Raw genomic sequence first — 14,712 nt, 5'->3', positions numbered from 1 at the left:
TCATTTACCACGAGACAACGCATGGACATCAAACGTACCGTCCTATGGGTCATCTTCTTCATGTCAGTCGTCATGCTCTACGACAACTGGCAGCGGGACCATGGACGTTTGTCGCTGTTCTTCCCGAACACAACACCGACCCAGACGGCCGCTTCGGCGACGCCGGGCACGACCACGCCGGGCACGCAGTTGGCGGACCTGCCGCAGACCACGGAGTCGAGCAGCGCGCCTGGCACGGCGCCCGCCATGCAGCCCGTGGTGAAGGGCCAGCAGATCCACTTTAAGACGGACGTGTATGACGGCGATATCAGCACGGTAGGCGGCACGTTGTCGCGGCTGTCGCTGGTCAAGGAGGGGGACGGCAAGCAACCCGACCTGTACATCACACTGTTCGACCAGACGGCCAACCATACGTACTTGGCGCGCACTGGCCTGATTGGCGGTGATTTCCCAAACCACAACGATGTGTTCACCGTCGTGCCGGGACCGACGTCGCTGACGGACGGCGCGAACACGGTGTCGATCAGCCTCGAATCGCCGGTCAAGGGCGGCGTGAAGGTGGTAAAGACCTATACGTTCACGCGCGGCAGCTATGTGATCGGCGTTGATACGAAGATTGAGAACGTTGGCGCCGCGCCGGTGAAGCCGACGGTATACATGGAGCTGGTGCGTGACGACACGCCGGTCGAGACACCGCGGTTCTCGCATACGTTCATCGGTCCGGCTGTCTACACCGAGGAGCACAAGTTCCAGAAGATGAGCTTCTCGGATCTGGACAAGGGCAAGCAGGACTATGCGCCGTCGGCTGACAATGGCTGGGTCGCGATGGTGCAGCACTATTTCGCCTCTGCGTGGATCCCGAAGGAAGGCGCACAGCGCCAGTTCTATGCGGACAAGTTTAACCAGGCGCTGTATCGCGTCGGCATGAAGGAGCCGGTGCAGAGCATCGCTCCGGGTCAGAGCGTGAACGTGGCCGCGCGCCTGTTCGCCGGCCCGCAGGAGGAGCGCAAGCTGGAAAAGATCGCGCCGGGCCTGGAACTGGTCAAGGACTACGGCTGGGTGACGATCATTGCGAAGCCGTTGTTCTGGCTGCTCGAGAAGATCCACGGCTTTGTCGGCAATTGGGGTTGGGCAATCGTGTTGCTGACGCTGCTGATCAAGGCGGTGTTCTTTCCGCTGTCGGCTGCCAGTTACAAGTCGATGGCGCGGATGAAGGAGATCACGCCGCGCATGCAGCAGATCCGCGAGCGCTTCAAGAGCGATCCGCAGAAGATGAACGCGGCGCTGATGGAGTTGTACAAATCCGAGAAGGTGAATCCGTTTGGTGGCTGCCTGCCGATCGTGATCCAGATTCCGGTGTTCATCTCGCTGTACTGGGTGCTGCTCTCGTCAGTCGAGATGCGCGGCGCGCCATGGGTGCTGTGGATCCATGATCTGTCGCAGCAGGATCCCTACTTCATCTTGCCGGTGCTGATGGCGGTTTCGATGTTTGTGCAGACCAAGCTGAACCCGACTCCGCCCGATCCAGTGCAAGCGAAAATGATGATGTTCATGCCGATCGCGTTTTCGGTGATGTTCTTCTTCTTCCCGGCCGGACTGGTGCTGTACTACGTCGTGAACAATGTGCTGTCGATCGCCCAGCAGTACTACATCACGCGAATGATGGGCAAGGACAAGAAGGCCTGAGCCCGTGATGGTGGGGCGGGCAGCTTGAGGCGCCCGCCGCTGGCATGGGTCGTCTCGGTAGTCGGCGTGAATCGCCTGGCGTTGCTTAGCCGCTTGACGTCGCTCCATCGCTTGGCGTTGCCTGGCTGCCTGATGTCGCTTCATCGCCTGGCGCTGTCTGGTCGCCCGACGTCGGCTTCACCGCCTGGCGTTGCCTGGCTGCTTGACGTCGGCTCTACCGCCTGGCGCTGCCTGGCCGCTTGACGTCGCATCACCGCTTAGCGTTGCTTGGCCACCTGACGTTGTTCTACCGCCTGGCGTTGCTTGACTGCTGGACGCCGCCCGACCGCTTGGTGTTGCTAGACCACTGACGCCGTGACAATGCCTGGCATCCCGTGACCCGGCAGCCTTAGGCGGGCCGCCGGGTCACACGCTTGCGCATCTTCGCGAACGCATATCGCGCGATACAATGGACGCCAGTCGTTATCGGCGGCCACCCGTATTGCCGCACCTATTTATTCGAGTTAATGCAAACCGATTCTGATCCGATCGTCGCGATTGCCACCGCGCCGGGACGTGGTGGCATAGGGGTGGTGCGTGTCTCGTTCGGCGCGGCCGGGGCCGACGCGGCTGTGCGGCTGATGGACGCATTGTTTCGCGATCGGCTTGCACCCCGCCGTGCCGTCTATGTGCCGTTTTTCGATGCGGCTGGCGTGCCACTGGATCGCGGCATTGGCCTGTATTTCCCGGCGCCCCATTCGTACACCGGCGAGCACGTCGTCGAGCTTCAGGGGCATGGTGGGCCGGTCGTATTGCAACTCGTGCTGCAGCGATGTCTCGACGCCGGCTGCGACATCGGGCTGCGGCTCGCGCAGCCCGGCGAATTCACGCGACGCGCGTTCCTGAACGACAAGCTTGATCTCGCGCAGGCCGAAGCCGTGGCGGACCTAATCGAAGCCAGTACCGAGGCGGCCGCGCGCTCGGCCGGCCGTTCGTTGGAAGGAGCATTTTCGCGCGACATCCATCGGCTGGTTGACGAGGTCGTCGGCCTGCGGATGCTGGTCGAGGCCACCCTTGATTTCCCGGAGGAGGAAATCGATTTTCTGGAGGCTGCCGACGCGCGCGGCAAGCTGGCGCGTATCCGCGATGCATTGGCGGCTGTGCAGCGCGATGCGAAACAAGGCGCATTGCTGCGCGAGGGGCTGTCCGTCGTACTGGCCGGGCAGCCGAACGTCGGCAAGTCCTCGCTGCTTAATGCGCTGGTGGGTGCCGAGCTGGCGATCGTGACCCCGATTGCCGGCACGACGCGGGACAAGGTGGCGCAGACCATCCAGATCGAAGGCATACCGCTGCACGTGATCGATACTGCTGGCCTGCGCGATACGCAAGACGAAGTGGAGCGGCTCGGTATTGCGCGGTCATGGAACGAGATCGAGCGAGCGGATGTCGTACTGCACCTGCTGGATGCGCGTGATGGGATGAGCGTGGAGGATCACGCGATCGCCGCGCGGTTCCCCGCCGGTGTGCCGGTGGTGCGGATCTTCAACAAGATCGACCTGGCAGGCGTCGAGCCGGACGTGCGCGATGCCGGGGATAGTGCGGCGCGCGAGGTCAGGTTATCCGCAAAGGCGGCGCTCGGTATCGACCTGCTGCGGGCTGAACTGCTGCGCATTGCCGGATGGCAAGCAGGCGCGGAAAGTGTCTATTTGGCGCGCGAGCGTCATTTGCGCGCGTTGCGTGCAGCGGGCGAGCATTTGGCGACGGCTGCGGAGCACGCGGCTCGCAATGCGCAGGCGCTCGATCTATTTGCCGAGGAGTTGCGACTGGCGCAGGAACAATTGAACTCGATCACCGGTGAGTTCACGTCGGATGATTTGCTGGGGGTGATCTTTAGCCGGTTCTGTATTGGAAAGTAATGCAGAATCCATAGACATCTGTTCGCCCCCTGATGTGGTTCAAAGCCAACTACAGCAAGCGAGTTCTGCGCGGGGCTCAACGTATGGGCGCTGCTGCAGGTGGATCCCGCCGCCGTGGTGCTGGTCCTGGCCTGTCACGGATGGCTGGAGCGATCCGGGGACGCGTTCGCGAACAACGCGCGTGCGCGGGCATTGCGGGTCACCGCAGCGTCGCTCGATTCAGCCGGCGCGACCCTTTTTGCTGCGGTGTTGCGCGCATGCCGGGATCCCATGTCAGCGGATCATCGGGCGTCGTAACGGGTGCCTGAGTCGGCTTGCGACAGGACGCGATGGCCGGGGTGTGATGAGACGCTGCACCGTCCCAATTGTTCTTTTTTTGATAACAGTGAATTCGGAATTTAAGTATTTACCCTTATCTATCCGGCTCCTACACTGCATTTATCGGCTACGGACCTTGACGTTGGTAGCTTCAATGAGAAACGAACAATCGGAGGTTGTGTCATGAATGCGCTGATCAAAGCTGTTGCCATCACCACTGTTGCCGCCGCTGCTGCTGCGGCGCCGCTGGCCTCGTTCGCACAAACGAACGCACCGCTCACGCATGCCCAAGTGCGGGCCGAGTTGATCGAGCTGGAACAAGTTGGCTATAACCCCGCCATGGCCAACGACTACGACTATCCGAACAACATCCAGGCGGCTGAGGCCCGCGTGGCAGCCAAGCATGCCGCCGAGCAACGCGTCGCCGCGCAAGCGGTGGGCGGCGTGGCCAGCGGGTCGATGCAGGCGGGCGGCCAGGCCATTGCTCGTGTGTCTCAATCCGTCTATATGGGCCACTGAGTCCGCCACCGAGAGGAGCCTGTTGGCGCCAACGGTATTCGCGGGCGCACCCGATGTGCAAGGGTTGCGAGGATAGCATCGCGAGTGTTGCGTCGGCCGGCGGCGACGGTGAAGGGCGGATCAGTGAAGGGCGGATAAAGCCGTGGCGCGCCGCACCGAGTGTTACGCATCGCGGCCCTGGTATTTATTTAGGTTGACAGCGGCCCACGTGGGGTAGGAGTCGCCGGCAGAGGCTGGCGACTCTTTTTTATCCCGGTCGTTGTCGGCATTGCTGAACTCGTCCCATCGACCCATTCTGGGTAGTTGCGCAGGTTCGTCCATGCCTTTATCCGGCCGGAGTGGGAGGAGATTGAGATGCGCGTGGCACTCAACGACGCCATGCTGCTCTATCACGATGCGCCGGAGGCGAAACAAGTGAAGCAGGCGGGTGACCACATTATGCAGACGTTCATGCAACGTGGGCTGCCCGCGGCGTCGACCGCGACCCTGACCCTGGCATGCAGATTGATTACCGACACGATCCGTGCAGCAGGAAAACAATTATCGGCAAGTCCCCGTACACCTGCTCAGATCCACTCTATGCCGACGCGATGGCTGACATGTTTTGCGCGTACCTGCGTGCGCTCAATGGCGACTGAGTCAACTGGCCGCGCGCAGGCGCGTGCCGTTGCCCCTTTCCGTCGCTATCCGATTGCCTAAAATAAAGGGATGAGTGTTCCCGATGGAGGGCAATCATGGAAGGCGAGACGGTTGTAGGGCTGATCGGTGGTGGATTAGGCATTCTGATTCTGTTGTCACTGTGGGGATTCGAACTCTTATCACGCTGGCGCGAGCGTCCGGAGCGCAGTCGCGTGCTTCATTGGATGGAGACTCACCACCTGGCGGGATGGCTGCGCCGCCGTCATTGATGCGACGCCGCGCGTGCGGTGCGCCGGTGCGTAGGCGCGGCGTCATTCACCAGCAACACCCCGAAGCCGGCGGGTGATTGTGGCGAATCGCGTCCCCTATCTGTCGATGGATAAGGCCGCGCGCGTTCGGCGTGGTCATGACTGCGCAACCGGTGCTCCTGCCATAGTTCGTCAATGAAAAGAAACGCAACGATCATCAATGGCAGTAAGAGAAATGCGTCTAGGATAATCTGCTCGACCATGATCGGGTCCCTACATTAATCCTAATTTCATTCTAGGTCTTCATTCTAGGTCGCTGTGCATTTCCCACCAGCATTCCAACTGGCCCCCTAGCATTCCAGCTAGCCGGCCAGCACCAACTGCCATCTTGCGCCCCACCTTGGCATCCAGTTGGCCCGCCAGGACTGGCATTCTGGCCGGCGAGCGGGAGCGTGACTAGCGTGGAGGCTGCCAATGGGGCGCATATCTACCCGGGCCGATCCGCGCGATCCATTGTGCGGTGTGATTCGGATTGCCGCGCTTTGCGTATCCCGGCTCCGGGCAGGGGTTGCGTCCCTCCTCCGGCGGTTTTTTATTCAGTAAGCGTTTCAGCGCCTCATCAATTTTTGGCGAGAGGGCACCAATGGCTTACCCGCTGAGCGGGCTGGGTATTTTATGCATTCATTAATGCAACAAATCACGCGTCATTTCGGCTGCGTGCTGTGGCGCGATATGTGCAGTGCGTCAAAACGCCGCAATGCGTGTGACAGGCATGTTGCCAAAAGGTGCGGCATTTTGGCCTATTGCGGCTGCACACAAGTTCTGCTTGTGCTTTGCTGGCATTGGTCTACGATGGAGCTGCTGTGGTTATCTTCAGCGAATGTCATACCAAGGTGTGCGCAGCCCATAGGAGAGAGATTCATGATGAAACGTACCGGGATGGTTATTGCTTTCGTCACGCTCGCCGCCGCATTGTCCGCGGCGCAAGCCCAGGACAAAGTCGTCAAGCTGGCGCCGGACCAGACGTTCCGCTTCAAGGCAAATGCCTATGGATGTTTGTCGCGCGATAAGCTGGAAGCAGCTGACCAGCATGCGTTGGCCGGCGAACAAGGAAAAATGCAAGAGCTGTTTAATGGGTACCAATGCCTGTCGACGCCGGAAAATGACGAATTCAGAATCATCCGAGTAGTCGGGCATGCGATTGAATTTCAGAACGCGGGCAATCGCGATCCGAACGGCCTATGGACTTCGGACCGCTTTATCAAGCAATAGTTAAGAACACCTGCATGGCGATGAGTTGCCGCGTCCTGACACGGACGCCGCGCTGATTCACGGCACTGCGGTAGCCGGGATTCAGCCTATAAATGGGCCGGATCTCGTCTTCCTTGCGGCGGTCGCGCAATTTCAATGTGTCGTTGACATCGCGCGATTCAAACGTGAAAATCTCGTTGTTTAGCACCACGTCGTGAACGCCTTCCCGTTGCCCATCACTAAAGCGAAACGATGGCTGAAAAATGCAGAGGCAGCAGGATTTTTAACAAAAAAGCGGCGAATGGGCTATCGATTTTGTCGAAATAGATAAGGCTGGCGCAGCAATAGCGGCTGTTGTTTTACACACACCGTTTTATCAAGAAACCTTAGCATGGCGAGCGCCAAGCTAAGTGCGTCTTTTTTATTTCACCGATTCGACAAGTTGGGCACTGGCTGACGTTGCCACCGTTTTGGCAACGGCATGGCTGCTTTCGGGCGTTTGCCACGGGCCGTACTCATTTAGGCAGTGTGTTCTTTTAAGTTGATAAGGATGTTGCGTGAAAAAACATAAAAATTGTGGCGTTATCTGGATTACGGCGGCACTCGCCCTGGGATTGAGCGCGTGCGCGACGGAATCATCGCGATCGCTGCCGGTACCCGTGGTCAGTAGCGCCCAAACACCGTTTGCCGGCAAGCCGATGGAGATCGCCGTCGGCAAGTTCGATAACCGGTCTAGCTATATGCGCGGTATCTTTTCCGACGGGATCGACCGCCTCGGCGGACAGGCCAAGACGATCCTAGTCACGCGCCTGCAACAGAGCCGCCGCTTCAACGTGCTCGACCGGGACAACCTAGACGAGATTAAGCAGGAAGCCGGCTTCATGAAAAAGGCTCAGGCGATCAAGGGGGCCAATTTCGTCGTGACGGGCGACGTCACCGAGTTCGGTCGCAAGGAGGTCGGCGACCATCAATTATTCGGTATTCTCGGGCGTGGAAAAGCGCAGGTCGCGTACGCGAAGGTCAATCTCAATATCGTCAATACTGCGACGTCCGAAGTCGTGCTGTCGAGCCAGGGCGCGGGCGAATACAGCGTCTCCAATCGGGAGGTCATCGGCTTTGGCGGGACGGCTGGCTACGACTCCACGTTGAACGGCAAGGTGCTGGATCTGGCTATTCAAGAAGCGGTCAACCACTTGGTCGAACAGGTCGATGCCGGCGCACTCGGTTCGGCGAAATGAAGTGCTCGCCCCACGCTATGCCAATCACTAAAAAAGCAAGATGAATTTCTCTATCTTCCTCAAAAAAACCGGGTTGTCGCTGGTTGCGACTGCGGCCTGGTTGACTGGCTGCGCTAGCCATTCCACCGTGCCGCTGTATCAATGGGACGCTTATCAGCCGCAGGTCTACGAGTATTTCAAGGGACAAACGGCGCCACAGCAGCAGATCGACGCTCTGGAAAAAGCGCTGCAACAAATTCGCGCGGCAGGAAATCGTCCACCGCCGGGGTTTCATGCGCATCTCGGAATGCTGTATGCGAGCGTTGGCAATGACTCGCAAGCCGTACAAGCATTCGAGGCCGAAAAGCAGTCGTTTCCCGAATCATCGCCGTACATGGACTTCCTGATGAAGAAGTCCAGGCAACCCTGAGCTGAGCGCCACCATGTTCAAGATCATCAAGGTCTCTTTACTGAAATCGCTATGCGCCGGTGCGATGCTCGCATTGCTGGCCGCGTGTGCGGGTCCCAACCAACGTCCTGACTACACTGCATTCAAGAGAAGCCAGCCCCGTTCGATTCTCGTGCTGCCGCCGGTGAACGAAACGTCAGACGTGAAGGCCACCTACGGTTTGCTTTCGCAGATGACGCTTCCGTTGGCCGAGGCTGGATACTACGTGGTACCCGTGGCCCCCATGGAGGAGACGTTTAAGTACAACGGGCTGACCACACCGACGGATATTCAAGGTGTCACGCCCGCGAAGCTTCGCGATATCTTCGGCGCTGACGCAGCGCTCTATACGAAGGTCAAGCAATATGGCTCCGTCTACGCTGTGCTCGACAGTAAGACGGTCGTGGCAGCATCGGCCAAGCTTGTCGATCTAAAAACCGGCGATGTGCTGTGGCAGGGCGAGGGGCGTGCTACCGGCGACGAGGTGGGCACCAACGTCAACGTCGGTGCGTTCGGATTGATCGGCATATTGGCACAGGCCGCGATCAAGCAGATTGCGCATACGCTGTCCGACGACAGCGTTGACGTCGCGAATCTGGCGAGCCGGCGCCTGTTGTCGGCGGGGCCGCCGAGTGGCTTGCTTTACGGACCGCGCTCACCGAAGTACGGGACCGATTGACGGCTGCATCGCTGCGTTGACTGCAACCGGGACACGGTATCGCGGTTGTGTAGGCGCAGCGGGCCATTTACGGGTGCACCGCCATTTTTGCGGTGCGCCGTTGCTTGACCTCGCTCGTGCGGTGGCCATATTGCATTCTTTGATGCAAGGGCAGACTACTGCGCGCCAAACTCGGTCGTTGCGCAAAAATCGCAGTGCTTTCCTCGTCTATCCACTTCCTTAAATTGGGTGGCCTTAGTGCACCATGCCGCCCGGCTTGCCAGCCCTTGTGGCGTGGGTTTCCAAGCGTTTTCCGGTGTGTGGGAATCGTGCGTTTTGACGCACCAACATGCGACTATGATCGAGAGACGGGGGATGGCGAGGCTTTTTATTGAGGAATATTAGGCACTGTCTAATAAGGATGAGTAACTGACAGCAAAAAGGGCCTAGCATCGCTGCTAAGCCCTTGATTTCTTGGTGGGGCGTGAGTGACTCGAACACTCGACCTACGGATTAAGAGTCCGCTGCTCTACCAACTGAGCTAACGCCCCAACAGAAGGGGAATTGTAGCAGACTTTCCGCGGTATGCAAGTCTTTTTGAGGGACGGGGCTTGGGGGATCGGGTAGGTTCGGTGTCGAGCAGCACACTAGGTCCACATCCGCGCGCCCTCACAGATCCGGCGTGAACCTCTTGATTTATCGGGCGCTTATCGTCCAACCGTGGTTTCCATGGCCCAATGTGCGAGCAGATCAGGCTGCTCAAACTTAGCAGCCTTTAGCCTAGCCGTTGCGCGCAGCTTCGGCTATCTCGCCGGTTCCGAAAACTACTTGAGCGCTGCAAGAGCCTCCAGGTCATCGTGACCACTGCTTGAAGCTAAGTCGAATCCGGACAACGGGTCCCTTTCTCATAATTAAGCTGCGCGTTCTGAGTGACGCTGCTAAGGGTTGTATCGCGATAACGAAAAGAGAATCGCCCCAGATTCAACGAATATGCCACGTACTAGCGCACGCACATCAGGGCCTTATCCACCGGATAAGGCAGGCGCTTCAGTACTGTGGCAATGCCAGCAGGCAGCGTTTTCTGCGTCTTCAACCGGGTGTCCGTCGATAGGCGATAAGCAACAAACCTTGACCTACCGCCTTAATGCGACAGAACCCTACAGGCGCTTGCTTTGTTTGCTCCCCAAATACACAGAATATATTCGAATCTGGCTTTGACATGATGTTTTTTTGCCAAAAGTATGTAAAATTGATACATGTTATGTTCTAAAGATGGAGTCTTTTTGGCGGAAAGTAAAGCCAAAAAATTGAAAAATATGCAGTCGTTATTTAATAAACAAATATTTAAGTTAATTGATAGTCGGATTATGCGTGGGATTGCACTAATGCTTTGTGCGGTCTTCTTTTTTTCTTTGGTCGGTGTTATTGCAAAATTTATTGCGGCACAGTATCCGCCTAACGAAATCACATTTTTTCGCATGCTGTTCGGGCTGATCCCCGCCATGCTCGTCTTTCGCCGTCTTGAATTTAATAAAAAGGAGTTTACACTGAGCCGGTTTGGAGGGCATTTTTTCAGGGCGGCGATGGCGCTAGGCTCGATGGGCACCTTTCTTTCAAGCTTGCTCTACCTACCCTTGTCTACCGCTGTGACTTTGCATTACTTGGAGACTATTTTCGTTGCCGTGTTCGCGATGGTGTGCTTAGGTGAACGGTTACGAATGGGTGTGGTAGGAGGGCTCGTAGTAGGGTTGGGTGGCGTGACATTGATTTCCCCGTTGACTGGCGGATATGCATCGGTGCTGGGAACGGGACTGGGTGTGCTCAGCGCCGTCTTCGGCGCGGGGGCTGTAATTCAAATTAAAAGGCTTTCCCGTACTGAAGAGCCAACAGTAATTGTTTTGTATTTTACGTTGATCGGGACAATCGTAAGCGGATTATCGCTATGGGTGTCGTGGACGACTCCAAGCATAGAAGATCTAGCGCTGATGGCGCTGCTTGGTTTAACTGCTGGTACGGGACAGCTACTGCTGACGACGGCGTTCAAAAATGCTCCCGCGTCGTTGCTGGCGCCGTTAAGTTATTTTGGCGTTGTATGGTCAATTCTTTTTGAGTACGTGATTTGGGGTGAGCTTATCGGACTACAAGCAGCGCTAGGCGTAGTGTTAATTGTTGGAAGTGCGCTTTGTGTAAGTTTTTCGGGCAGACGTATCGATTCTTGCGCGCGCGTCCACCGCGAGGTCCGCTCATCAGCTTGCAAAAAAGTCAGTTTGACGTCTAGCTGATTGCGCTTTGTGGAGGTCGAGGTGGGCGCGCAAAATCGGACAGCCTGATAAGTGGGCTGGCCGGGGTCTGAGCCAGTAATAAAGCTGGCAAAAAATCAAAAAGTGCGGCCGCGACGCGCGTGCGCATCAACGCCGCACTCGCGCCGTGAGTGATTCCGGGTTCACGACATTTTGCGTATCGCCGTCCAGATACGCAAGGATGTTGTTGAACGCCGCGCCGAAATACAGTTCATAGCTCTCGCGTTCCACGTAGCCGATGTGCGGCGTGCAAATCGCATTTTCCATGCGCAGTAACGGATAACCCTGCAGGATTGGCTCGCTTTCGAATACGTCCACCGCGACCATGCCCGGCCGCCCTTGATGAAGGGCTGATACGAGCGCGTTCTCCTCGAGCAGTTCAGCGCGGCTCGTGTTGACGAACAGTGCCGTTGGCTTCATCTGCACGAGGTCATTGACAGTTACGATGCCGCGGGTCTCGTCGTGCAGCCGTAGATGCAGGCTCAGCACGTCGCTTTCGGCAAAAAGTTGCTCGCGCGTCTGCGCCACTTCGAAACCATCGTCTTTCGCCGCGTGTAACGAATGTTCGCGTCCGTGGACCAACACGGTCATGCCAAACGCGCGCCCGTAGTGGGCGACGATCTTGCCGATTCTCCCGTAGCCCCAGATGCCCAGCGTCTGCCCGCGCAGCACCTGGCCGAGCCCGAAGTTGGGTGGCAGCGCGGTGGTGCGCAAGCCTGATTGCTGCCAGGCACCTTGCTTAAGGTTCGCGACGTATTGAGGGATGCGACGCTGCGCCGCCATGATCAGCGCCCACGTCAACTCGGCGGGCGCAACGGGCGAGCCCGTGCCTTCTAGCACCGGAATGCCGCGCTCGGTGCACGCCCGCAGGTCCAAATGACTGGATACGCGGCCTGTCTGGCTGATGACGTTCAGTCGCGGTAGTTTGTCTAGCAATTGCGGTGTGATGCGCGTGCGCTCGCGGATCAATACGAGCGCTTCGACTTCCGCGAGTCGGCTGACGAGTTGCCCGAGCCCGCGCACCGTGTTGTTGAACACCTTGACGTCATGCCCGGCGAGCAGTTGAAAACAGTCGAGCTTGCGGACGGCGTCTTGGTAGTCATCGAGGATGGCAATCTTCATGGGACTTGGAACAGTGCGGTCTTTTGCGGTGCACCACTTGCACCGCGGACGGGGTGCTATGCTTGACGCTTCAACCGGCAATGCAGTGATCAGCGGCGCCGATGCGCCGAGGCCGGGGAACTGCTTTCGTGCGTGTCAGCGCACCTATGCCGTGCCGAAAATCAAGCAGCCTTTTCAACTTTTAACAGCTTGTCGAGCGCCGATGCAAGCTACGTTACAAGATGGTACAAGCTGGCAAGCTGCAATGTCCGCGATGTCTGCTTTGCACGTGCGCCCGTTGGCGCGCACCTCTCGTAGCCAGCATCGTCGGACTCATACCGTTTCTTTCTTGCCAAAACGGAGACAGCTTCATGAATCAACCTGCCCAAGGAGGCGACCTCACCGTTGATCTCAACATTCCGATATACGTTAGGCACCGCAAGCTAATCGAGTGGGTTGAGCAAGTCGCAGCATTGACGCGGCCTCACCGCGTCGTCTGGTGCGACGGCTCCCAACAAGAATATGACCGGCTGTGCGACCAGATGGTTCGGCACGGAACGCTTAAGAAACTCAACGACGCGAAGCGCCCGAACAGTTACCTCGCCTGCTCGGATCCGTCCGACGTCGCGCGGGTTGAGGATCGCACGTTTATCTGTTCGCAGCGCAAGGAGGACGCGGGTCCGACGAACAACTGGATCGATCCTGGCCAAATGCGCACGACGCTTGGACAGCTTTTCGATGGCTCGATGGCCGGGCGCACGATGTACGTCGTGCCGTTCTCAATGGGGCCGCTCGGCTCGCCGATTGCACACATCGGCGTCGAGCTGACCGACAGCCCGTATGTGGTCGTAAACATGCGGATCATGACCCGGATGGGGCGGCCGGTCTACGACATACTCGGCGAGCACGGCCAGTTCGTGCCGTGCGTGCACTCGGTCGGCGTGCCGCTCGCCCCGGGCCAGTCCGATGTGCGCTGGCCGTGCAGCGATACGAAATACGTCGTGCACTTCCCGGAGACCCGCGAGATATGGAGCTACGGCTCGGGCTATGGCGGCAATGCATTGCTTGGCAAAAAGTGCTTCGCGCTGCGTATCGCATCGACGATGGGCCGTGACGAAGGGTGGCTCGCCGAACACATGCTGATCCTGGGCGTGACTTCGCCGCAGGGGCGCAAGTACCATGTCGCTGCCGCGTTCCCGTCGGCCTGCGGCAAGACGAATTTCGCGATGCTGATCCCTCCGCAGGAGATGAACGGCTGGCGTGTGTCGACGATCGGCGACGACATCGCATGGATTAAGCCGGGCCAGGACGGCAGGCTGTACGCAATCAATCCGGAGGCCGGCTATTTCGGCGTTGCCCCGGGTACCAGCAAAAAGACTAATTTCAACGCGATGGCCACGTTGCGCGAAAACGTGATCTTCACGAATGTCGCGCTGACCGATGACGGCGATGTCTGGTGGGAGGGCATGACGGACACGCCGCCCGCGCACCTGATCGATTGGCAAGGTCAGGACTGGACGCCGCAGATTGCGCGGGAAACCGGTCGCAAGGCCGCGCATCCGAACGCGCGCTTTACCGCGCCTGCATCGCAGTGCCCGTCGATCGATCCTGAGTGGGAAAACCCGCAGGGTGTGGCGATCGACGCCTTCATCTTCGGCGGCCGCCGCTCTAGTACCGTGCCCCTGGTAACCGAAGCGCGTAACTGGGTGGAAGGCGTCTATATGGCCGCGACGATGGGTTCCGAGACGACGGCCGCCGCGGCGGGCCAACAAGGCGTCGTGCGTCGCGACCCATTCGCGATGCTGCCGTTCTGTGGCTACAACATGAGTGACTACTTTGCGCATTGGCTCGACATCGGCGCCCGGCTGCAAGCGCAAGGCGCGACGTTGCCCAGAATCTATTGCGTGAACTGGTTCCGCAAGGGTGCCGACGGCAAGTTTGTTTGGCCGGGTTTCGGCGACAACATGCGCGTGCTGCAGTGGATGCTTGGGCGCATTGACGGGCAGGCGCGCGGTGTCGAGCATGTGTTTGGCGTTTCACCGCGCTATGAGGATATCGATTGGACCGGCCTGGCGTTCTCACGTCAGCAGTTCGAGCAGGTCATGTCAATCGACGCTAGCGCGTGGCGCGAGGAGCTGGCGCTGCACGGGGAATGGTTTGCCAAGCTGGAATGCCGGCTGCCCGAGGCGTTGAGCCGGATCAAAGACCGGATCGAGCGGCAACTCGCGGCATAGTCCGTTTGCACCAATTTGGTGCGTTCGAGCATTTTTGCGCTGTGTGGCCCGTTACCACAACATTATGCCGATTCCCCTACAGAGTTTCGGCGTTTTTTAGAAAATGACGTGCCGCAGTGCCGCAACTTCTGCAGACTTTCGCAAGTCATAGGAAAATCCCGCATTGCAATTGTGCAACAATGCCATTTCGGTTGCACG

At 58.5% G+C, this 14,712-nt stretch carries 13 protein-coding genes, 1 tRNA gene and 1 pseudogene; 11 read left to right on the top strand and 4 right to left on the bottom strand.

Going from position 1 to position 14,712, the window contains the following annotated elements; translation table 11 throughout:
* Window positions 1-21 precede the first annotated feature (21 nt).
* The 5 genes from yidC to KPG66_RS13225 all read left to right on the top strand — a co-directional run bounded on the left by yidC (window position 22) and on the right by KPG66_RS13225 (window position 5,326).
* On the top strand, window positions 22-1,686 hold the full coding sequence (gene yidC / locus KPG66_RS13245; protein WP_237071127.1) for a membrane protein insertase YidC: 1,665 nt from the start codon (window positions 22-24) through the stop codon (window positions 1,684-1,686).
* Between the two features lie 506 nt (window positions 1,687-2,192).
* Window positions 2,193-3,581, top strand: a complete 1,389-nt coding sequence (gene mnmE, locus KPG66_RS13240; protein ID WP_041754597.1) for a tRNA uridine-5-carboxymethylaminomethyl(34) synthesis GTPase MnmE — start codon at window positions 2,193-2,195, stop codon at window positions 3,579-3,581.
* A 501-nt stretch (window positions 3,582-4,082) separates the two neighbouring features.
* Window positions 4,083-4,418, top strand: a complete 336-nt coding sequence (locus tag KPG66_RS13235) for a DUF4148 domain-containing protein (RefSeq protein WP_013436630.1) — start codon at window positions 4,083-4,085, stop codon at window positions 4,416-4,418.
* Between the two features lie 354 nt (window positions 4,419-4,772).
* Window positions 4,773-5,117 carry a hypothetical protein gene (locus KPG66_RS13230; RefSeq protein ID WP_232509302.1) on the top strand — a complete coding sequence of 115 codons (345 nt, stop codon included), beginning with the start codon at window positions 4,773-4,775 and terminating at the stop codon, window positions 5,115-5,117.
* A 35-nt stretch (window positions 5,118-5,152) separates the two neighbouring features.
* Window positions 5,153-5,326: a hypothetical protein gene (locus KPG66_RS13225; RefSeq protein ID WP_013436627.1), complete on the top strand. Its 174-nt coding sequence runs from the start codon at window positions 5,153-5,155 to the stop codon at window positions 5,324-5,326.
* Here KPG66_RS13225 and KPG66_RS13220 read toward each other — a convergent pair.
* Complete coding sequence (locus KPG66_RS13220) at window positions 5,320-5,568, bottom strand: hypothetical protein (protein ID WP_013436626.1); 249 nt, start codon at window positions 5,566-5,568, stop codon at window positions 5,320-5,322. The two genes, KPG66_RS13225 and KPG66_RS13220, sit on opposite strands and share 7 nt — an antisense overlap.
* 658 nt (window positions 5,569-6,226) lie before the next feature.
* Between KPG66_RS13220 and sap1 the strand changes: the two genes are divergently transcribed.
* The 4 genes from sap1 to KPG66_RS13200 all read left to right on the top strand — a co-directional run bounded on the left by sap1 (window position 6,227) and on the right by KPG66_RS13200 (window position 8,900).
* Window positions 6,227-6,577: a surface attachment protein Sap1 gene (sap1, locus tag KPG66_RS13215; protein WP_237071126.1), complete on the top strand. Its 351-nt coding sequence runs from the start codon at window positions 6,227-6,229 to the stop codon at window positions 6,575-6,577.
* A gap of 536 nt (window positions 6,578-7,113) precedes the next feature.
* Window positions 7,114-7,794: a CsgG/HfaB family protein gene (locus tag KPG66_RS13210; protein WP_013436621.1), complete on the top strand. Its 681-nt coding sequence runs from the start codon at window positions 7,114-7,116 to the stop codon at window positions 7,792-7,794.
* Between the two features lie 40 nt (window positions 7,795-7,834).
* On the top strand, window positions 7,835-8,203 hold the full coding sequence (locus KPG66_RS13205) for a DUF4810 domain-containing protein (protein WP_237071125.1): 369 nt from the start codon (window positions 7,835-7,837) through the stop codon (window positions 8,201-8,203).
* Between the two features lie 13 nt (window positions 8,204-8,216).
* Window positions 8,217-8,900 carry a DUF799 domain-containing protein gene (locus tag KPG66_RS13200; protein WP_013436619.1) on the top strand — a complete coding sequence of 228 codons (684 nt, stop codon included), beginning with the start codon at window positions 8,217-8,219 and terminating at the stop codon, window positions 8,898-8,900.
* Between the two features lie 454 nt (window positions 8,901-9,354).
* Here KPG66_RS13200 and KPG66_RS13195 read toward each other — a convergent pair.
* Window positions 9,355-9,430: transfer RNA gene (locus KPG66_RS13195), tRNA-Lys, on the bottom strand.
* A 452-nt stretch (window positions 9,431-9,882) separates the two neighbouring features.
* A pseudogene (locus tag KPG66_RS13190) lies at window positions 9,883-9,972 on the bottom strand (IS6 family transposase); the annotation flags it as partial.
* A gap of 190 nt (window positions 9,973-10,162) precedes the next feature.
* On the opposite strand from KPG66_RS13190, the gene KPG66_RS13185 reads away from it, so the two are divergent.
* Window positions 10,163-11,161 carry a DMT family transporter gene (locus KPG66_RS13185; protein WP_237071124.1) on the top strand — a complete coding sequence of 333 codons (999 nt, stop codon included), beginning with the start codon at window positions 10,163-10,165 and terminating at the stop codon, window positions 11,159-11,161.
* 126 nt (window positions 11,162-11,287) lie between these two features.
* Here KPG66_RS13185 and KPG66_RS13180 read toward each other — a convergent pair whose 3' ends face one another.
* Window positions 11,288-12,301, bottom strand: a complete 1,014-nt coding sequence (locus KPG66_RS13180) for a D-2-hydroxyacid dehydrogenase family protein (RefSeq protein ID WP_237071123.1) — start codon at window positions 12,299-12,301, stop codon at window positions 11,288-11,290.
* Window positions 12,302-12,651: 350 nt separating this feature from the next.
* Between KPG66_RS13180 and KPG66_RS13175 the strand changes: the two genes are divergently transcribed.
* Window positions 12,652-14,514 (top strand): phosphoenolpyruvate carboxykinase (GTP), encoded by a 1,863-nt coding sequence (locus tag KPG66_RS13175; protein ID WP_237071122.1) that lies wholly within the window; start codon window positions 12,652-12,654, stop codon window positions 14,512-14,514.
* Window positions 14,515-14,712: the final 198 nt, after the last annotated feature.

The organism is Mycetohabitans sp. B2 (genome assembly GCF_021733735.1).
Taxonomy (GTDB): Bacteria; Pseudomonadota; Gammaproteobacteria; order Burkholderiales; family Burkholderiaceae; genus Mycetohabitans; species Mycetohabitans rhizoxinica.
The sequence above is the reverse complement of the archived record's forward strand: the minus strand, read 5'-3'. Positions and strand labels throughout refer to the sequence as shown.